Genomic DNA, 18,600 nt, shown 5'->3' on the forward strand with positions numbered 1-18,600 from the left:
CTGGTTCTTTCGATGCCACGAGCGATGGGGTAAACGGGGCCAATGGGCATGATCAAAGTTGTCGGGCTGGTGCTGCACCCGCGGCGGGACTGCGGCTCGGCGATCGACGCGATCGTCGCGTGGGCCACCCGGCGGGGCGTGACCGTCCTCGGCCTGCACGACGAGATCAGCCGGATCGACTGCGACGCCGTGGCGGTCACCCCCGAGGAGATGGTCGAGCGGGCCGGCCTGCTGGTCAGCCTCGGCGGCGACGGCACGATGCTGCGCACGATGCGGCTGGTCGAGGGGCGCAAGACGCCGGTGCTCGGGGTCAACGTGGGGCGGCTCGGTTTCCTGGCCGAGGTCGACCTGCCCGATCTGGCCGCCGCGCTCTCGGCGATCGACGAGCACAAGTTCACGATCGAGTCGCGCACGGCGGTGCGCACGGTGCTGCCCGACGGCCGCGACGTGTCGGCCTTCAACGACATCGCGCTGGTGCGGGTGCCCGGCGACGGCCTCGCCGCGGTCGGCATCGCGGTCGAGGGCAAGAACTTCGTGAACTACGCGGCCGACGCGGTGATCGTCGCCACGCCCACCGGCTCGACGGCGTACTCGTTCTCGGCCGGCGGCCCGATCGTCTCGCCGAACGTCGAGGCCCTGATCGTCAGCGCCGCGGCCGCGCACTCGTCGTTCAACCGCTCGCTCATGCTCGCGCTGGACGAGCGGCTCGAGCTGGACGTGCTGCCCACCAGCGGCCGCCTCGCCATCGAGGTGGACGGCATCATCGAGGGGTACGTCGACGCCGACGACAAGCTGCGGATCGAGCCGGTGCCGGCCGCCGCGCAGGTGGTCCGGCTCGGCTCCACCTCGTTCTACGAGCGCGCCCGGCGCAAGCTTCGGGTCGAGGGCAGCGCCCAGGTGAGCGTGCGCGACCCGGCGGACAGCGCCGTGGTGGTCGACGCGTTCGAGCGGCAGCGCTACGAGATCCTGCTCGGCGGCGAGGTCGCCGGGGTGCTGCACTACCGCCGGCACGGCGGCCGGGTCGAGCTGATGCACACCGAGATCGAGCAGTCGTTCTCGGGCCAGGGCCTGGCCGGCCGGCTCGCCTCCGCGGCGCTCGAGGACGCCCGCTCCCGCGCCACCCCGGTCGTCGCCACCTGCCCGTTCGTCCGCGGCTACCTGGACCGCCACCCGGAATACTCCGACCTGCTATCAGATGGGGTTTGACACATGGGCCATCCCGCCATCCTGACCGTCGACGACGACCCCTCGGTCTCCCGGGCGATCGCCCGCGACCTGCGGCGCAAGTACGGCGAGGAGTACCGCATCCTGCGCGCCTCCTCGGCGGCCGAGGCCCTGGACGCCCTGCGGGAGATCAAGCTGCGGGGCGGCCGCGTCGCCGTCATGCTCGCCGACTACCGGATGCCGCAGATGAACGGCATCGAGTTCCTGGAGCAGGCGATGGACCTGTTCCCCAACGCCCGCCGGGCGCTGCTGACCGCGTACGCGGACACCGACGCGGCGATCCAGGCGATCAACGTGGTCGACGTCGATCACTACCTGCTCAAGCCCTGGGACCCGCCGGAGGAGAAGCTGTACCCGGTGCTCGACGCGCTGCTCGACGCGTGGCAGGCCACCGGCGACCGCGAGATCGAGGACATCCGGGTGGTCGGGCACCGCTGGTCCGAGCCGTCGTACCAGATCCGCGACTTCCTGGCCCGCAACCTGGTGCCGTACCGCTGGCTGGCCGCCGACGAGCCGGAGGGCCGCCGGCTGCTCGAGGCCGCCTCGGTCGGCCCCGAGTCGGTGCCGCTGGTGGTCACCGCCGACGGGCGGGCGATGGCCCAGCCGACCACCGCCGAGGTGGCCGAGGCGGCGGGGCTGTCCACCACGCCCGGGCGCGACTTCTACGACCTGATCATCGTGGGCGGCGGGCCGGCCGGGCTCGGCGCGGCCGTCTACGGCGCGTCCGAGGGGCTCAAGACGCTCCTGGTCGAGCGCACCGCGGTCGGCGGCCAGGCCGGGCAGAGCTCCCGGATCGAAAACTACCTGGGCTTCCCCGACGGCATCTCCGGCGCGCAGTTGACCGACCGGGCGCGCCGGCAGGCCGGCAAGTTCGAGGCCGAGGTGCTCAACACCCGCGAGGTCACCGGCCTGCGGCTGGACGGCTCGGCCCGGACCCTGACCTTCGCCGACGGCGGCGAGATCTCGGCGCACTCGGTGGTGCTGGCCACCGGCGTCGCCTACCGCCCGCTGCAGGCCGACGGCATCGCCCGGCTCACCGGCTCCGGCGTCTACTACGGCTCGGCCTCCACCGAGGGCCCGGCCTGCGCGGGCGCCGACGTCTTCATCGTCGGCGGCGCCAACTCGGCCGGCCAGGCGGCGCTGTTCTTCTCCCGGTACGCCAAGAAGGTGACGCTGCTGGTCCGCGGCGACTCGCTCGAGGCCAGCATGTCGTACTACCTGATCCAGCAGCTCAACCAGACGGGGAACATCGAGGTCCGGACCCGCTGCGAGGTGCTCAGCGCGCACGGCGACGGCCACCTGCAGGCGATCACCATCTGCGAGAACAAGGGCAGCCTCGAGACCACCGTCGAGTGCGGGGCGCTGTTCATCTTCATCGGCGCCGAGCCGCGCACCGACTGGCTCGGCGAGACGGTGGCCCGCGACGAGCGGGGCTTCGTCTTCACCGGCCCCGATCTGCTGGCGAACGGATCCCGTCCGAAGGGATGGGATCGGGACCGCGATCCGTTCTACCTGGAGTGCAGTGTTCCCGGCATCTTCGCCGCCGGCGACGTCCGGGCCAACTCGGTCAAGCGGGTGGCCTCGGCGGTCGGCGAGGGCGCGATGGCCGTCACGCTGGTCCATCGTTACCTGGAGGCGCAGTAATGTCCGAAGAATCGCTCACCCTCGTCCCGTGTGAGCCCGGTGCCCTCACGCCCGCGGAACTGCGCACCCTGTTCCTGTTCGAGAAGCTGACCGACGATCAGCTCGCCTGGATCGCCGCGCACGGCTGCACGATGCACATGCCGGCCGGCGGCGTCGTGATCCGCGAGGGCGATCCGGCCGACCAGTTCTTCGTGCTGCTCAGCGGCACCATCGCGCTGACCCGGCGAGTCGGCCAGGACGACGTCGAGACCACCCGCACCGAGCAGCGCGGCGTCTACATGGGCGCGACCCAGTCGTACCTGCGCGACGACGGCATCCCGCGCAAGTACATGGCGACCATGCGGGCGCTCGACGACTCCGACTTCTTCGTGATGTCGGCCGCCGACTTCGGCCACATGATGCGCGAGTGGTTCCCGATGGCGATCCACCTGCTCGAGGGGCTGACTCTGGGCATGCGGACCACGGCCGCGGCGATCAGCGAGCGGCAGCGGCTCACCGCGCTCGGCGCCCTGTCGGCCGGCCTCATGCACGAGCTGAACAATCCGGCCGCGGCCGCGTCCCGGGCCGCCGCCGCGCTGCGCCAGCGGGTCGCCGGCATGCGGCACAAGCTCGGCATGCTCGCCGCCGGCAAGGTGCCCACCGACCGGCTGATCGCGCTGGTGGACCTCCAGGAGGACGTCATCGAGCGGGCCGCCAAGGCGCCGGCGCTGACGGCCATGGAGACCGCCGACCGCGAGGACGAGCTGGGCGAGTGGATGGAGGAGCGCAACGTCACCGGCGGCTGGGACCTCGCGGCGGTCTTCGCCCAGGGCGGGATCGACATCGACTGCCTCAACGAGATCGAGACCCGGGTCGGGTCGCCCGACCTGCTCGACCAGGCGATCCACTGGCTCGGGTACGCGCTGGAGACCGAGCAGCTGATGAGCGACATCGAGGACGCCACCGGCCGGGTGTCGAACCTGGTCAACGCGGCCAAGCAGTACTCGCAGATGGACCGGGCCGCGCACCAGTGGATCGACGTACACGGGGGCCTGAAGTCGACCCTGGTCATGCTCAACCACAAGATCGGCACGGGCATCAGGGTGGTGAAGGACTTCGACCGTACGCTGCCGCAGATCCCGGCCCACCCGGCCGAGCTCAACCAGGTGTGGACCAACCTGATCGACAACGCGGTGCAGGCCATGAACGGCGTCGGCACGCTGACGCTGCGCACCTACCGCGAGGGCGACCACGTGGTGGTCTCGATCGGGGACACCGGCCCGGGCGTGCCCGACGAGCTGAAGAAGCGGGTGTTCGAGCCGTTCTTCACCACCAAGCCGGTCGGCGAGGGCACCGGGCTCGGCCTCGACATCTCCTACCGCATTGTGGTCAACGGCCACGGCGGCGACATCGTGCTCGACTCCGAGCCGGGCGACACCAAGTTCAAGGTGCGGCTCCCGATCACCGAGCCCGCCTCTGCCTGATGGGATGATCCACCGGCTATTTGGATGATCCACAAGGCCCGGGCCGGCGGTTAACGTGTGCGCATGTCAAGCACGGTACCGCCGGCCTTTCGCCGCTTCGGCCCGTTCATCGCCGGCGGGATCGGGCTGATCTTCCTGATCGTCGGCGGCGTGCTGCTGGCCAGTCAGGGCTGGGATCGGGCCGACGGCGTCGTCGGCGCCTGCACGACCCGGGTGGACCGCACCGAAACCACGTCGCGCACGATCCAGACCTGCGACGTCGCCTGGGACGATGCGAGCGGCCCGCACACCGCGCCGATCGATCTGAGCGGCAATGTCGTTCCCGGACAGGCCGTCGCGCTGCGGGTGAACGGTTCGGTCGTCACCCAGGCGACGCCGGTGTGGGTGGGCGTGGGCACGCTCGCGATCGGGCTGGCGCTGCTCGCGACCTCGGTCGTGGGATATCGGCGCCGCTGAGTTGGTTGGCCGGCGTCGTCCGCGGGTACCCTTCGTCCGCGATGACACTCCGTAATCCCCGTCCCTCCCGCCGCCGTCTGGTCCTCCTCTTCGGCGCCGTGCTCGTGGTCCTGGCCGCGGTCAACGTCGCCGACAAGTACGGTCCGCACCACACCGGCCTCGTCGTCGGCCCCCTGGTCGCCCTGGGCCTGGTGCTGCTCGGCCGGCGCGCCGGCCTCAGCTGGCACGACCTCGGCATGTCCAAACGCACCCTGCTTCCCGGCCTCAAGTACGCCGTCGGCGCCGTCCTCGCGGTCGCCGTCGTCTACGGCGCCGGGGCGGCGCTGCCCTGGACCCGGCCCGCGTTCCACGACGTCCGCTATCACCTGCACCTGGGCGCCGCGCTGATGACCGCGTTCATCGTGGTGCCGCTGGGCACCGTGCTGCTCGAGGAGGTGGCCTTCCGCGGAGTGCTGCTCGGCCTGGTGCGCCGGCACCGCGGCGCCGCCTGGGCGAGCATCACCTCATCGGTCCTCTTCGGCCTCTGGCACATCCTGCCGTCGCTCCGCCTCAACGGCGCCAACCAGGCGGTCGGCGCGGTGCTCGGCACCGACCTGGCCGGCCGGGTCCTCACCGTGGCCGGCGTCGTCGCGTTCACCGCGCTGGCCGGGCTGCTCCTGTGCGAGCTGCGCCGGCGCAGCGGGAGCATCCTCGCCGCAGCCGCGCTGCACTGGGCGACCAACGGGATGGGCCTGCTGGTCGGCACCTTCCTGGCCACCGTGCGGTTCGCCTGATGCGGCAGCCCGGGTGGGCGGCGCTGCGGCAGTGGGGCGCCGACGCCACACGGCTCGAACGGCTCGCCGGCGGGGTTGCCAACGACGTGTGGAGCGTACGTGTCGGCGGAAATCTCGCGGTCGCACGCCTCGGCACCCGCAGCGACGCCGACCTGGCCTGGGAAACCGGCCTCCTGCGGCACCTCGACCGCGCCGGCCTGACCGTGCCGGTGCCGATCCCGGCCACCGACGGCCGGCTGTTCGCCGACGGCCTGATGGTGATGACCTACGTGGAGGGCCGCCCGCCGGAGACCCCGGCCGACTGGCGCCGGGTGGCCGGCACGCTACGTGAGCTGCATCGGCTGACCCGGGGCTGGCCGCAGCGGCCGGGCTGGCGCTCGTCGGCCGACCTGCTGCACGCCGACACCGGGACCAAGGTTGACCTGCGCGCGATGCCCGCGGAGGGCGTCGCCCGATGCCGGGCGGCCTGGGCCCGGCTCGCCGGCCGGCCCACCTGCGTGGTGCACGGCGACCCCAATGTCGGCAATGTCCGGGTGACCGCCGATCGGGTCGCGCTGATCGACTGGGACGAGTCGCACGTCGACGTGCCCGACCTCGACCTGGTGCTGCCGGACAACGCCGCCGGCCTCGACGACCAGGCGTACGACATCGCCGCGCAGGCCTCGGCCGCGTGGGAGGCCGCGGTCTGCTGGGACGACGAGTACTCGATCAAGCGGCTCGCCGAGGTGCGACCGGTCCCAACGCGCTGACGACCCACCGTCCCTGCCGGCCTCAATCCGCCCTCACGGTGGGCTACCGCGTCGGGGCGTCGCCGCCCCGGCCCCGCTGGCACCGCTTTGCTCTGCTCACTCTGGGGAAGCGCAGGCTGCTGCCCAGCCGCGCCGCTTCCGCTTTGCTCTGCTCACTCTGGGGAAGCGCAGGCTGCTGCCCAGCCGCGCCGCTTCCGACGGGGAACGCGCCGCTTCCTACGAGTGAGCAGAGCAAAGCGCCGTTACCGGAGGACCCGTCCCGAGGAGGTCGCCTCGCGCCATTCCGCGGCCAGCAGGCCGTACGTGTAGCCGTCCACCCAGCCCAGCTCGTCGTGCCAGGAGTCCTCGACGCCGTGCTGCTCGCGGCGCATGCCGACCTTCTCGAGGATCCGCACCGAGGCGTGGTTGTCCGCGTAACAGCCGGCCGTGAGCCGCCGGACCCCCAGCCGGTCGAACGCGTGCGCGATCATCGCGAGCACCGCCTCGGTCGCGTAGCCGCGCCCGCCGTGGGCCGGGTCGAAGATGTAGCCGATCTCCGCCTCGGTGCGCGGCGGCATGCCGGGCTGACCCATGCCGTCGTGCACCTCGAGCGAGACGGTCCCGATCACCAGGCCGTCCAGGGTCACCGCCATGCTGTGGTTGTCCGGGTCGTCCGCCACGCTGCGCCACCATTGCCGCAGGAACTCGGCGTCGGCGTCTTTGCGCAGCAGCCAGCGGGTGACCTCCGGCCGGGTGCGGTACTCCATGATCCGGTCGACGTCCTCGTCGCGTACCGGGCGAAGCACGAGCCGCTCGGTGCGCAAGGTCCTTTCCATGGGTGCGACGTTAATCGCTCGACAACGCGGCCGCGGGGCGGAGATCGTAGGCGGCGTGCGACAGGACGAGATCTGGGACGCCCACGCCGCCCAGCACTACGACACCCCCGGCACTGGCATGTTCGCGCCCGAGGTGCTCGGTCCGGCCGTCGACAGGCTCGCCACGCTGGCCGGCGGGGGAGCGGCGCTGGAACTCGCGATCGGCACCGGCCGCGTCGCGATCCCGCTGCACGAGCGCGGCGTGCCGGTCACCGGCATCGAGCTGTCCCAGCCGATGATCGACCAGCTGCGCACGAAGAACGCGGACATCCCGGTGGTCGCCGGCGACATGGCCACCACCTTCGTCGAAGCTGGCTTCACGCTGGTCTACCTGGTCTTCAACACGATCGCCAACCTGCTCACCCAGCGCGAGCAGGTGGAGTGCTTCCGCAACGCGGCCCGCCACCTCGAGCCCGGCGGCCGCTTCGTGATCGAGCTGTGGGTGCCCGAGCTGCGCCGGCTCCCACCGGGCACGCCGGCCACGGTGTTCACCAGCGAGCCCGGATATCTCGGCGTCGACACCTACGACACGCTCCACCAGCACGTCGTGTCGCACCACTTCACCTTCGACCCCGACCACGGCCGCGCGGCCCAAGTCGGCCGCACCCCGCACCGCTACATCTGGCCGGCCGAGCTCGACCTGATGGCCCAGCTCGCCGGGTTCGAGCTGGAGTCCCGGGACGCCGACTGGTCGGGCGCGCCGTTCACCGCCGACTCGCGCTCGCACGTGTCGGTGTATCGCCTGCCCCCAGCACGCTGACCAGCTCGTCGACCAGCGAGTCGTCGACCGGCTCGCGGGTGGCCAGCACGCGGCACCAGATCACCCCGAACACGATGCCGGCGATGGTGCCGGCCCGCGGGGTGGGTGGCAGGTCACCGCGGGTCCGGGCCCGGTCGACGAGTACGGCGAGAGCATCGCGCCGCCGTTGCAGGAAGCCGGTGCGGAACCGCTCGCCGAACGCCGGGTTGATCTGGGCCTCGGCCATCAGCGCCCGCAGCGTCTCGATCACCCGCGGCTTGCTGCCCAGCGCGAACGCCGCCGCGAGGAAGGCCCGCAGGTCGGCCGGATAGCTGCCCTCGTCGGGGATCGGGATGTGCAGGTCGGCCTTGGCCCGGCTGGCGGCCCTCACTTAGAAAAGCCGGCTGGCGATCCTTACTCAGGAAAGGGCGATCCTTACTCAGGAAAGAGGGTGATGGTGAGAATGCCGCGCGGGGTCACGGTCAGCACCGCGGTGCCGTACGTGCTGCCGTGCCACCGCGCGAGCGCGGCCGGTTGGCCGTTCACGATCGCCGGGGTCATCTGCCAGTCGCCGGGCGCGCCCATCGACGGCGTGGCGAACGCCAGGCAGCTCTCCCGCCCCGACGCGCACGTCGTCGAGCCGATCTGCTCGATCGCGGCGTCCTCGCGCAGCACCTCGCGGAACGCGATGGGATCGGCCGCCTCCCACGCCGCCATGTAGCGGTCAAGCAGCTCCCGGGCGCGCGGATCGTCCGGCTCCAGCACGTCGTCGCGCCGGGGGGCCACCTCGCCGAGCCGCTGCCGGGCCCGCTGGAGCGCGCTCTTCACGGCCGGCACCGACAGCTCGAGGATCTCCCCGGTCTCGGCGGCCGAGAAGGCGAGCACCTCACGCAGCAGCAGCACGGCCCGCTGCCGCGGTGGGAGGTATTGCAGGCCGGCGACGAAGGCGAGCCGCACGGTCTCCAGGTCGGTGACCGAGTCGGCCGGGTCGGCGGCGAACGTGCCGATCCAGCCGTCGGCGCCGACACTCCCGGAGGGCAGCGCCCGCCGCCCCCGCCCGTCCAGCGCGGTCAGGCAGGCGTTGGTGGCGATCCGGTAGAGCCAGGTGCGCACCGACGACCGCTGCCCGAAGCCGGGCCATCCGCGCACCGCCCGCAGGTAGGTCTCCTGCACCACGTCCTCGGCCTCGTCCCAGGCCCCCAGCATCCGGTACGCGTGCGCGAGCAGCCCGCGCCGCTCCCGCTCGAATATGTCCGTGTCCACGAGTTGAGCATTCATGCCCGTACAGACCCGCGCCACCGCCGGAAGGAATCGGTCAGAGCAGGCCCCGCACGTACGCCGCCTGGCCGGCGTGCTGCGCGTCGTCGTCGGCGACGCTGACCAGCCGGACGCCGAGCGTCACCGGCGGATCCCAGGCGGTGTCGACCACCCGGTCCAGGTCGTCGTCGGTCAGGCCAGCGACGAAGGCCAGCGTGCGCTCGTGCACCGCGCGGTAGTAGTCCTCGAGGGCCTGCGCGCTCTCCGGGGCGACGACCGAGACCTGCCGGGGCGAGTGGCCGTAGCCGGTGTCCGACGGGTCGGGCTTGAGGCCGAAGCGTGCGGCCCAGTCGCCGGTGACGTAGATCTGCTCGGTGCCGATCACGTCGGCAACGTGGTCGTCCTGCACCCGGGTGAGGTGCCAGACCAGCCAGCCGATCGAGTTGGCACCGGGGGCGGGCGCCCAGCGCAGCTGCTCGCGGGTGAGGCCGTGCACGGCCTGGTGCACGAGGTCGGGAATGCGCCCGAAGGCGTCGGTCAGGATGTCCTTGGCGTCCATGCTGGTGCTCCGTCCCGTCGATCCGGGTTCTGAGTATCCGCGCCTACGGCCGTTCCGCGCCGATATTGCCGGTCGCGTCATTCCGGGGCCGCGTCATTCCGGGGCCGCGTCACTCCCGGCCCGCGTCACTCCCGGTTCGCGTCACTCCCGGTCTGCGTCGCGAGACCGGCGCCGCCGCTGCCGCTGTCGGCGCCGGTGCCGGTGCCAGTGCCACTGCCATTGCCCGCGCCGCTCCCGTCGCCGGAGCCGCCGCCACTGCCACTGTCGCTACCACTGCCGCTCCCGTCGCCGGTGCCCGATCCGGGGTCGGTCCCGCCGGTCTCGGTGTTCCCGGCCGGCGCCGGAGTGGGCGGTGCGGTGGTCGGCGCGTCGGCCGGCTGGGACGCCGTGCCGGTCGGCGGCGCCTGCTCCGTCGGCGTCGCACCGGGTGTCGCCTGCTCGCCGGGATCCGCCGACTCCGCGGGCGCGGGCGTCGACTTCTCGGATCGGCCGGACCGGGCGCTGTGGTCGCCGAAGACGGTGGAGATCGTCGAGCGGCCGGCGTCCCCGCCCCGGGTGGCGGCCTCAATCGAGCGGCCCGAGATCAGTTCGGCCGCCGTCAGCGTACCCATCGCCAGCACGAACAGTGACCCGGCAACCAGCGCGACGCGCTTCCACCGGATCTTCCGCGCCGAGGCCGCGTCCATCGCCGGCGGCGGTACCGCCGGGTCGCCGCCCGCCGCCACCGGAGGCGTACCCACCGCGGCCGGCGCCGCCGTGAACGTGCCCTGCAGCTTTCGCGCGCCCTTGTGAATCGAGCGCTGGTACACCTCGGTGCCGACGGATCCGATCAGGCTCGCGATCGCCGCCCCGGCGAGCGTTCCCGCGACGCCGAGAAACGACCCGATCACGGCCGCGGACAGCGCGGCCAGCACGCCGGCAAGGGTTTTCGGGATGTCGATGCCGGACCAGATCCGGTCCGGTGCGCGCTCGGTCATGTCCTCCTCTGCTCCTGCTTGTCTGCTTCCGCCGGTCGTCAGCTCTTCGCCTTTGCCGCCCGGCTCATTGCTAAACCCCGCCGCTCGGCGAACACCTCGCGCAGCGGGCGCACCACGATCCCCTCCGCGGCCAGGTGCCGCCGGGCCAGCCTGCGGCTTCGCAGGATCGCGACGAGCCCGACGGCGAAGATGAGATATTGCACGCTCATAGCGATCTTGAAGTCGGCGATGCCGTAGGCGTGGTGGCCGCCGGTCCGGGCGTCCAGGATCAGCCCGATCAGCTCGATGGTCACCAGCGACGCGACGAAGCCGCCGACGTTCACGACGCCGGTCGCGGTGCCCAGCCGGTTCGGCGGGTTGAACGTCCGCGCGTAGTCGAAGCCGATCATCGAGCCGGGCCCGCCGGTGCCCAGCGCCAGCACCAGCAGCACCAGCACCGGCAGCGGCGCGCGCCCCGGCCAGGCCAGCACCAGCGTCCACGCGCCCGCGTTCACCGCGATGATCCCGAGCACCAGCCACGAGCGGCGCAGCGGATGCCGCTGCACCAGCACCCCGATCACCGGGCCGGCCGCCATGCCGACCAGCACGAACAGGGTGAGCAGCGTGCTCGCGGTCTGCCGGTCGAGGCCCTCGCCCGCGATCAGGAACGGGAAGCCCCACATCAGAGCGAACACCGTGCCGGTGAACTGGGTGGTGAAGTGCGACCACAGCCCGAGCCGGGTGCCCGGGTGCCGCCACGCGCCGGCCAGGTCGGTGCCGACCTGGCGCAGCGTGACGGAGGCGCCGCTGGAGACCTTACGCTCGGGCGTGTCCCGCAGGGCGGCCAGCGCCACCATCGCGACGAACACCCCGGCGCCGGCGGCGCCGACGAACGCGGTGGTCCAGCCGGGCCCGGCCAGCAGGGCGGCCAGGGGTACGGCCGAGAGCACCTGCCCCGCCTGCCCGACCAGCCCGGTCAGTTGGGTGACGATCGGGACGCGCCGGGCCGGGAACCAGTGCGGGACCAGGCGCAGCACGCTGATGAAGGTCATCGCGTCGCCCGCGCCCACCAGCACCCGGGCGATCACCGCGCCCTCGATGCCGTGCGCGGTGGCCATCAGCCCCTGCCCGGCCGCCATGATCAGGGCGCCCGAGACGACCAGCCGCAACGAGCCGAAGCGGTCCAGCAGCAGCCCGACCGGCACCTGCAGGCCGGCGTACACGAGCAACTGCAGCACCGCGAACGAGGCGAGGGCGCCCGCGCCGACGTGGAAACGGTCCTGCGCGTCCAGCCCGGCGACGCCGAGCGACGTGCGGTGCAGCACCGCGACGATGTAGGCGGCGAGCCCGACGGCCCATACCGCCCAGGCCCGCCGGCCGGGTCGCAGGGGCATGGCTCGCCTTCCGATCGCTGCTGACACACGTACGCGATCAAGCCTTGCCCGCGGTCCCGGCCGCGACAACGCATCGCGGCCAAGGCCACACGTGCCGCCGGTCACTGTCGCGCGGCCCTTGCGGCTGGTGGGGCCCGGATTCGCCGGGCTGCCCACGGGGCCGGGCGGCGGCGGCCGGTGGGGAGTAGGGTTTCGCGGGTGGTGACCGAGCGTGCCGCCAGCCGTACCGCCGTGATCGTCTGCCAGGGCCGGGCCGCGGCCCATGGCCGCCTGGCGCCGGACCGCTTCGCGGATCCGACGGCGATGCCGTTGCTGCGGGCGGAGGAGCAGGCCCAGGTCCATCTGGTACGCCGGGGGCAGCCCCCGGCCGGAACGAAGCCGCGCCTGGGGTACGAGATGATCCGGGCCTCCGCCGAGATCATGGTGCCCCGCACGGTCGCGATCGACGACGCCGTGCGCGCGGCCCCGACCGAGCAGGTGGTGATCCTCGGCGCGGGCCTGGACGGCCGGGCGTGGCGCCTACCGCTGTCCGGCGCCACCTTCTTCGAGGTCGACCATCCCGCCTCCCAGCAGGACAAGCGCGATCGCGCCGAGAGCCTCGACGGCGCCCCGCCGGTCTTCGTGCCGGTCGACTTCGCCCGCGACGTGCTCACCGACGCCCTCGAGTCGGCCGGCCACCGCGCCGACGCCCCCACGGTCTGGGTGTGGGAGGGCGTGGTGCCGTACCTGACCCGGCCCGAGGTCACCGCCACGGTCGCGGCGGTGGCGGCCCGCTCGGCCGCCGGCAGCCGCCTGATCGTCAACTACCAGTCCCCGTCGCTGGTGAGCGACCTGATCCGCAAGACCATGTCGGCCGTGTTCCGCACGACCGGCCCGTGGGCCGGCGAGCCGTGGCGCTCGGCCTGGTCGCCGGCCGCGATGTCCCGCCTGCTGGCCCTGCACGGCTTCGCCGTCCGCGCGGACAACGACCTGCTGACCGTCGCGACCGGCCTCGGCGTGCGCCTGAGCCAGCGGTCCACCCTCAAGAACAGCCGCGTCGCGGTGGCCGAGCGTTGATCTCCGGCCGGCCCATCGGCTGACCCGCTACGCCCCCGAGCGGACGCTCACCGCACGCGGTAGGTCAGGTGGGTGATCGCGGTCGCCGCTCGCGAGCTGACCTGCTCGAGCTGCAAAGGCGGGACGCCCGCCAGCACCCGGGTGCCGGCGCCCAGCGTGAACGGCGCGATGTGCAGGCGCAACTCGTCGACCAGGCCGGCGGCCAGGTACTGGTTGAGGGTGGTGGCGCCGCCCAGGATCGCCACGTCGCGGGCGCCGGCAGCCGCGCGCGCCTCGGCCAGGGCCGCCTCGATGCCGTCGGTGACGAAGTGGTAGGTGGTGCCGCCCTTCATCTGCTCCGGGTCGCGGGCATGGTGGGTGAGGACGAAGGCCGGGGCGTGGAACGGCGGGTCCTCGCCCCACCAGCCGTTCCACGGGCGGTCCCATTCGCCGCGCACCGGGCCGAACATGTTGCGGCCCATGATGAAGGCGCCGGCGTCGAGAATCAGATCGATCTCGGCGCGGTTCTCGTCGGCGTGGTCGAACATCCACGCGTGCAGCTTGCTGCCCGTGCCGTCGCCGCCGTCGGCGCCGAACGGGCGTTCCTCGGTCTGGTCGAGCCCGGCCGAATACCCGTCGGCCGAGACGGTGATGTCGCCGAACACTTTGCCGATCGTCTCCGTCATCGTCCCAGCATGGTGGGTCCGGCGATCGAGCGGAACACGGCACGGCGGGGTCAGGGCATGACCACCTCCACGTCCGCGCCCGGCGCCAGCCACGCGCACAGCGATTCCGCTTCCGGCAGGAGGGGGTCGAGGTCGATTTTCGCGTACGGGTGAAGCCGGAGTTTTCCGTCGCGGAGTTGCCACGTGCCCTCCCAAACGCCGTCGACCAGGAAGGTGCCGGTCGTCGCGCCGTTGCCGGGCGGGAGGGGGACCCGGCGGTTCGCCGGGTTGACGCGGCTGCGGTCCTGATGGGAGAGCAGCAGGTTGTCGTACTCGGGCAGCAGGCGCGGCGGAGCGGGGACGTCCTCGCCGGGCCGGGGTGCGGCCGGCAGGTCGTACACGATCTGGTCGGTCTCGGTCTTGAACTTTCGCAGTGGAAGCCGGGCGACCACCTCGGACAGGCGGGTGAGGCCCGACCACACCTGCAGGTCGGCGACGCTCGCCGGGCCGAAGGCGCCGAGGCCGCGCAGCACGAGATCGTCGAGCGGGGTGGTGTGCAGCGGCTCGCCCAGCCAGGTCTCGATGGTCGTCCACGCGGCCGGGCCGGTGCGCCCCCAGACGCCGCGCGGCGGCACCTGGCAGATGGCGACCTGCTGCGCGGCGGCGAACGACAACGCGCTCGGATCGTCGCCGGGCCAGCGCTCGGCGAGCAGCCGGCCGAGTTCGGCGCGGGTGCGGGGGCGCTCGTCGAGCAGGCGGGTCGCCTCGGCGCGCACCTCGTCCAGGCTCGCGGAAAGGCCGCGCAGGTGCGGGCCGAACGCGGCGGCCTTCCGGCGGTGGAAGTGCGCGTACCAGTTCCGGCAGTCGCGCGCGCTCACCAGGTGGACTGTCGTGCGCATCAGGTGGGCCCGGACGACCTGCCGGCTCTCGGTCAGCGCCGAGAGCTCGGCGGGCGCGAAGCCGGTCAGGCGCGACCAGAGGCCGACATAGGGCGCGAGCGGGGCCTGGGACTGCATGCCGCCCAGGTGCTCGATCGCCTCGAGGGCGCCGATCGCCCGGCGCTCAAGGAGGAACTGCCGGGCGAGAGTGGCCCGGTTGAGCGCGCGCCGGCTGAGCGTCGTGGTCATGCCCCGGACGTTACGAGTAATTGCGGTCAGGTTCGGTCCGCAAGGCGCGCCGCCAGCCAGTTTGACGTCTCGCGCAGGAAGGTGGCGCGGTTCGCGCGGTGCAGCAGTTCGTGGCCCTCGCCGGGGAAGTGCAGGTAGCGGTGCGGGTGACCGCGCTCGGCCAGGGCGGCAACGAGTTGCTCGGCCTCGACGACCGGGACGTTGGTGTCGTTCTCGCCGTGGACGATCATCAGGGGCGCGCGCAGCCGGTCGAGGTGGTTGATCGGCGAGAGGTCGGCGAGCAGGTCCCGGTCGCGGACCGGGTCGCCGTACTTCGAGATCGCGGCGGCCGCGATCCACGGCTCGGTGTCCCGGTAGAACGTCGCGAAGTCGGACATGCCGCAGACGCTGAGGCCGGCCGCGAACAGATCCGGAAACCTGGTCAGGGCGGCGAGCGTGAGGTAGCCGCCGTAGGACCGGCCCGCGCAGGCGACCCGCGATTTCGCGGCGATGCCCGCGTCCGCCAGGTGACGGACGCAGGTGCGCACGTCCTCGATGGCCGCATACCGCTTCGACCCGTTGTCGGCGTTGACGAAACTCCGCCCGAAGCCCGACGACCCACGCACGTTGGGCGCGAAAACCGCGATCCCCCGCTCGGTCAGCGCCTCGAACAGCGGCTCGTGCCCGGGCCGCTCCTGCGCCTCCGGCCCGCCGTGCAGCCAGATCGCCGTCGGGTGCGGCCCGGCGCCCGGCGGCCGATAGAGCCATCCGCTGAGCGGGAGTCCATCGTGGGCGGCGAAGGTCTCGAGCGTGGGGCGGACCGCCCCGGCGGCGGGCGGGGTCGCCGAGACGGGCCGGACGCCGTGCGGCTCGGTGTGCACCCACACCCCGCGCGGCCGGCCGGGCCCCTCGGCGGTGAAGGCCAGCGCCGATCCGTCGAAGCTCCAGTCCAGCCCGGCCACGACGATCCCCGGCAGCGGCAACCGCCGGCGCCCGCCGTCACCAAGCCCGCCGTCACCAAGCCCGCCGTCACCAAGCCCGCCGTCACCAAGCCCGCCGCCGCAAAGCCCGCCGTCACCAAGCCCGCCGCCGCAAAGGTCGCCGCCGCAAAGGTCGACGAGCTCGACCTCGGACTCGCCGCCGCGGACGTTCCAGAGCGCCGCGACCGCCGTGCCGTCCGCACGCAACGCGAACGCCTCGACCTCGGCATCGTCGGCCCGGGCCAGCGGCTCGGCCCCGGCCAGCGGCTCGGCGTCGGCAACCGGCTCCGCCCTGGCGGCGAGGCCGGCCCGGATCAGCGCCGGGAACTCGCCGGCCTCCGAGCGGGCATACACCGCCCGGCCGTCCGGGGCGAACACCGCCTGCTCGCCGGGCGCCACCACCGCATCGGTACCGGCTGCGACCCGCGAGCCGGCCGCGACCCGCGAGCCGACCGCGACCCGCGAGCCGGCCCCGGTCGCCAGGTCGCGCACGACGATCCGGCGCTCGCCGCGCGGCCCGATCCGCAGCAGCGCCCGCTGCCCGCCCGGCGACACGTCCAGCAGGGCGGTCAGCGGGCCGGTGGCCACGACCGTGCGGGCCGCGGCGTCCGGGTCGATCAGCACGCCGGTCGTGAGGTTCTCGGTCACCGCCAGCAGCGGGCGGCCGGGCAGCCAGCGCATGTTCTCGGCGGTGTCCGCGCCGAAGCCGGCCACCTGGCGCAGCCCGGAGCCGTCCGGCCGCACCAGCCACACCTCGTGCCGGGGCGCGCCGCCCGGCGCCACCTGGCAGGCCAGCCAGTCGCCCCGGCTCGACCAGCGCACCGCCGCGACCGGCGACTCGCCCGTCGCCACCAGCACCGCGCGCGGGCCGTCCACCGGCTGCACCCACACCTGCGGCCGCCCGCCACGGTCGGAGATGTAGGCGCATCGGCGGCCGTCCGGCGACAGCGCGGGCGACCAGCTGCCGATCAACTGATCCCGTTTTTCTGCAGCCACATCTCCAGCAGGGCGAGCTGCCATAGCTGGTTGGCGCCGAGCGTCGTGCGCGGGGTGTTCGGGTCGGCCAGCAGCCGGTCGACGTACTCGGGCCGGAACAGTCCGCGGGAGCGGGCCGCCGGCGCCAGCAGCGCGTCGCGCACCCGGTCGAGCATCGGTCCCTCGAGATGGCGGATCCCGGGCACCGGGAAATAGCCCTTGGTCCGGTCGATCACCTCGTCCGGCACGACGCCGCGGGCCGCCTGCTTCAGCACGCCCTTGCCGCCGTGGGCGAGCTTCAGCTCGGGCGGGCAGGCCGCGGCCACCTCGACCAGCTCGTGGTCGAGGAACGGGACGCGGGCCTCCAGGCCCCACGCCATCGTCATGTTGTCGACCCGCTTGACCGGGTCGTCGACGAGCATCACCTCGGAGTCCAGGCGCAGCGCCGCGTCCACCGCCGTCGCCGCCCCGGGCCGGGCGAAGCTCTCGGTCACGAACGCGAGGCTCTCGTCCCGGTCGGCCAGCCAGCCGGGGTTGAGCTGGGCGGCGAGGTCACGCTTGGGCCGATCGAAGAACTCCTTCGCGTACGCCTCGACGGCGCGTTCCCGGGGCACGCCGGCCAGTGGCGGGTACCAGCTGTAGCCGGCCAGGATCTCGTCCGCGCCCTGGCCCGACTGCACCACCTTGACGTGCTGTGCCACGTCCTCGCTGAGCAGGTGGAACGCGATGCAGTCGTGGCTGACCATCGGCTCGCTCATGGCCGCCACCGTGCTCTCGACCGCGGGCAGGAACCGGTCGCGCCCGATCCGGATCTGGTGATGGTCGGTGTCGAACTGCTTGGCCACCAGGTCGGAGTAGGCGAACTCGTCCCCGCTCTCCCCGCCGGCCGCCTCGAACCCGATGCTGAACGTGGTAAGCCCGCGCTGCCCCCGCGAGGCGAGCAGCGCCACGATGTAGCTGGAGTCGATCCCGCCGGAGAGCAGCACCCCGACCGGCACGTCGGCGACCATCCGGCGCTCGACCGCGGTCAGCAGCTTCTCGTGGATCAGCGCCGGCCAGTCGTCCACGTCGAGGTGCCGGGTGAAGGACGCCGCCCAGTAGACGGAGTCGGTGAAGCTCCCGTCGGGGCGGATGGTGCGGACCGTGGCGGGCGGCAGCTTCCGCACGCCGTTCAGGATCGTCCGCGGCGCCGGCACCACCGAGTGGAACGTCATGTAGTGCTCCAGCGCGACCCGGTCGATCGAGGTGTCCACGTCCCCGGCCGCGAGCAGCGCCGGCACGGTCGACGCGAAGCGCATCCGGCCGGGCGCCGAGGCGACGTAGAGCGGCTTGATGCCGAGCCGGTCCCGCGCCAGCACCACCTCGCCCGTCTCGTGCGACAGCACGGCGAACGCGAACATCCCCAGGAACCGGCGCACGCAGTCGGCACCCCAGCGGTGATAGGCCTTGATGATCACCTCACTGTCCGACGTGGAGAAGAAGCGGTATCCGTACGCGGAAAGCTCTTGCCGAAGTTCTTGGTAGTTGTAGATGCAGCCGTTGAAGACGAGGGTGAGCCCGAGCTGAGGGTCGGTCATCGGCTGCCGGCCGGTGTCGGAGAGGTCGATGATGCTCAGGCGGCGATGACCGAACGCGACCGGCCCGCGCTCGAAGTAGCCCTCGCCGTCCGGCCCGCGTGACTCCAGGCGCGGCAGCATCCGCCGGACCGCCTCGCCGTCCGGCGGGCCGCCGTCGAACCGGATCTCACCGGCGATGCCACACATGCGACCTC

The 18,600-nt window shown here is 72.9% G+C and carries 18 protein-coding genes; 8 read left to right on the forward strand and 10 right to left on the reverse strand.

What is annotated here, in order from left to right; genetic code table 11:
- The first annotated feature begins 48 nt into the window (after positions 1-48).
- From ACFQS1_RS15715 to ACFQS1_RS15740, 6 genes are all read left to right on the forward strand, one after another.
- A complete protein-coding gene (locus tag ACFQS1_RS15715; RefSeq protein WP_378968531.1) occupies positions 49-1,206 on the forward strand; it encodes an NAD(+)/NADH kinase in 1,158 nt (385 codons plus the stop codon).
- Between the two features lie 3 nt (positions 1,207-1,209).
- The gene (locus tag ACFQS1_RS15720) at positions 1,210-2,868 is read left to right on the forward strand and encodes an FAD-dependent oxidoreductase (RefSeq protein ID WP_378968533.1); all 1,659 of its coding nucleotides are present in this window, start codon (positions 1,210-1,212) and stop codon (positions 2,866-2,868) included.
- Positions 2,868-4,331: an ATP-binding protein gene (locus ACFQS1_RS15725; protein WP_378968536.1), complete on the forward strand. Its 1,464-nt coding sequence runs from the start codon at positions 2,868-2,870 to the stop codon at positions 4,329-4,331. Before ACFQS1_RS15720 ends, ACFQS1_RS15725 begins: the two co-directional genes overlap by 1 nt.
- A 63-nt stretch (positions 4,332-4,394) precedes the next feature.
- Positions 4,395-4,787 (forward strand): hypothetical protein, encoded by a 393-nt coding sequence (locus ACFQS1_RS15730; RefSeq protein ID WP_378968538.1) that lies wholly within the window; start codon positions 4,395-4,397, stop codon positions 4,785-4,787.
- A 41-nt stretch (positions 4,788-4,828) separates the two neighbouring features.
- On the forward strand, positions 4,829-5,560 hold the full coding sequence (locus ACFQS1_RS15735) for a CPBP family intramembrane glutamic endopeptidase (RefSeq protein WP_378968541.1): 732 nt from the start codon (positions 4,829-4,831) through the stop codon (positions 5,558-5,560).
- A complete protein-coding gene (locus tag ACFQS1_RS15740) occupies positions 5,560-6,309 on the forward strand; it encodes a phosphotransferase enzyme family protein (protein WP_378968543.1) in 750 nt (249 codons plus the stop codon). The genes ACFQS1_RS15735 and ACFQS1_RS15740 overlap by 1 nt, the downstream gene beginning before the upstream one ends.
- Positions 6,310-6,551: 242 nt before the next feature.
- Here the strand turns inward: ACFQS1_RS15740 and ACFQS1_RS15745 are convergent, their stop codons facing one another.
- On the reverse strand, positions 6,552-7,124 hold the full coding sequence (locus ACFQS1_RS15745) for a GNAT family N-acetyltransferase (RefSeq protein ID WP_378968545.1): 573 nt from the start codon (positions 7,122-7,124) through the stop codon (positions 6,552-6,554).
- Between the two features lie 55 nt (positions 7,125-7,179).
- Here ACFQS1_RS15745 and ACFQS1_RS15750 point away from each other — a divergent pair, with 55 nt between their 5' ends.
- Positions 7,180-7,923, forward strand: coding sequence for a class I SAM-dependent DNA methyltransferase (locus tag ACFQS1_RS15750; RefSeq protein ID WP_378968547.1), 744 nt, complete (start codon positions 7,180-7,182; stop codon positions 7,921-7,923).
- Here the strand turns inward: ACFQS1_RS15750 and ACFQS1_RS15755 are convergent.
- The 5 genes from ACFQS1_RS15755 to ACFQS1_RS15775 form a co-directional block, all read right to left on the reverse strand.
- A complete protein-coding gene (locus ACFQS1_RS15755) occupies positions 7,868-8,293 on the reverse strand; it encodes a TetR-like C-terminal domain-containing protein (RefSeq protein WP_378968550.1) in 426 nt (141 codons plus the stop codon). The genes ACFQS1_RS15750 and ACFQS1_RS15755 overlap by 56 nt on opposite strands.
- Positions 8,294-8,337: 44 nt before the next feature.
- Positions 8,338-9,165, reverse strand: coding sequence for an RNA polymerase subunit sigma-70 (locus ACFQS1_RS15760; RefSeq protein ID WP_378968552.1), 828 nt, complete (start codon positions 9,163-9,165; stop codon positions 8,338-8,340).
- 52 nt (positions 9,166-9,217) lie between these two features.
- Positions 9,218-9,718, reverse strand: coding sequence for a mycothiol transferase (locus ACFQS1_RS15765; RefSeq protein WP_378968554.1), 501 nt, complete (start codon positions 9,716-9,718; stop codon positions 9,218-9,220).
- Between the two features lie 125 nt (positions 9,719-9,843).
- On the reverse strand, positions 9,844-10,695 hold the full coding sequence (locus ACFQS1_RS15770) for a hypothetical protein (protein WP_378968556.1): 852 nt from the start codon (positions 10,693-10,695) through the stop codon (positions 9,844-9,846).
- A 38-nt stretch (positions 10,696-10,733) separates the two neighbouring features.
- Entirely contained in the window at positions 10,734-12,068 is a 1,335-nt protein-coding gene (locus tag ACFQS1_RS15775) for an MFS transporter (protein ID WP_378968558.1), read from the reverse strand.
- A 198-nt stretch (positions 12,069-12,266) separates the two neighbouring features.
- On the opposite strand from ACFQS1_RS15775, the gene ACFQS1_RS15780 reads away from it, so the two are divergent.
- Complete coding sequence (locus tag ACFQS1_RS15780) at positions 12,267-13,124, forward strand: class I SAM-dependent methyltransferase (protein WP_378968560.1); 858 nt, start codon at positions 12,267-12,269, stop codon at positions 13,122-13,124.
- A gap of 47 nt (positions 13,125-13,171) precedes the next feature.
- On the opposite strand, the gene ACFQS1_RS15785 is transcribed toward ACFQS1_RS15780, so the two are convergent.
- From ACFQS1_RS15785 to ACFQS1_RS15800, 4 genes are read right to left on the reverse strand one after another with little or no spacing between them, the layout of a single operon-like run.
- Complete coding sequence (locus tag ACFQS1_RS15785; RefSeq protein ID WP_378968562.1) at positions 13,172-13,789, reverse strand: dihydrofolate reductase family protein; 618 nt, start codon at positions 13,787-13,789, stop codon at positions 13,172-13,174.
- Between the two features lie 50 nt (positions 13,790-13,839).
- Complete coding sequence (locus ACFQS1_RS15790) at positions 13,840-14,895, reverse strand: winged helix DNA-binding domain-containing protein (protein ID WP_378968564.1); 1,056 nt, start codon at positions 14,893-14,895, stop codon at positions 13,840-13,842.
- Between the two features lie 26 nt (positions 14,896-14,921).
- Entirely contained in the window at positions 14,922-16,850 is a 1,929-nt protein-coding gene (locus ACFQS1_RS15795; RefSeq protein ID WP_378968567.1) for a S9 family peptidase, read from the reverse strand.
- A complete protein-coding gene (locus tag ACFQS1_RS15800; protein WP_378968569.1) occupies positions 16,823-18,592 on the reverse strand; it encodes an N-acetylglutaminylglutamine amidotransferase in 1,770 nt (589 codons plus the stop codon). The genes ACFQS1_RS15795 and ACFQS1_RS15800 overlap by 28 nt, the downstream gene beginning before the upstream one ends.
- Positions 18,593-18,600: the final 8 nt, after the last annotated feature.

It is taken from the genome of Paractinoplanes rhizophilus (assembly GCF_042664765.1).
GTDB lineage: Bacteria > Actinomycetota > Actinomycetes > Mycobacteriales > Micromonosporaceae > Actinoplanes > Actinoplanes rhizophilus.

Coding starts and splice junctions, on each gene's coding strand:
- ACFQS1_RS15740 (WP_378968543.1), top strand. CDS start 5,560: ATGCGGCAGCCCGGGTGGGCGGCGCTGCGGCAGTGGGGCGCCGACGCC.
- ACFQS1_RS15770 (WP_378968556.1), bottom strand. CDS start 10,695: ATGACCGAGCGCGCACCGGACCGGATCTGGTCCGGCATCGACATCCCG.
- ACFQS1_RS15790 (WP_378968564.1), bottom strand. CDS start 14,895: ATGACCACGACGCTCAGCCGGCGCGCGCTCAACCGGGCCACTCTCGCC.
- ACFQS1_RS15785 (WP_378968562.1), bottom strand. CDS start 13,789: ATGACGGAGACGATCGGCAAAGTGTTCGGCGACATCACCGTCTCGGCC.
- ACFQS1_RS15720 (WP_378968533.1), top strand. CDS start 1,210: ATGGGCCATCCCGCCATCCTGACCGTCGACGACGACCCCTCGGTCTCC.
- ACFQS1_RS15730 (WP_378968538.1), top strand. CDS start 4,395: ATGTCAAGCACGGTACCGCCGGCCTTTCGCCGCTTCGGCCCGTTCATC.
- ACFQS1_RS15765 (WP_378968554.1), bottom strand. CDS start 9,718: ATGGACGCCAAGGACATCCTGACCGACGCCTTCGGGCGCATTCCCGAC.
- ACFQS1_RS15800 (WP_378968569.1), bottom strand. CDS start 18,592: ATGTGTGGCATCGCCGGTGAGATCCGGTTCGACGGCGGCCCGCCGGAC.
- ACFQS1_RS15775 (WP_378968558.1), bottom strand. CDS start 12,068: ATGCCCCTGCGACCCGGCCGGCGGGCCTGGGCGGTATGGGCCGTCGGG.
- ACFQS1_RS15735 (WP_378968541.1), top strand. CDS start 4,829: ATGACACTCCGTAATCCCCGTCCCTCCCGCCGCCGTCTGGTCCTCCTC.
- ACFQS1_RS15715 (WP_378968531.1), top strand. CDS start 49: ATGATCAAAGTTGTCGGGCTGGTGCTGCACCCGCGGCGGGACTGCGGC.
- ACFQS1_RS15745 (WP_378968545.1), bottom strand. CDS start 7,124: ATGGAAAGGACCTTGCGCACCGAGCGGCTCGTGCTTCGCCCGGTACGC.
- ACFQS1_RS15725 (WP_378968536.1), top strand. CDS start 2,868: ATGTCCGAAGAATCGCTCACCCTCGTCCCGTGTGAGCCCGGTGCCCTC.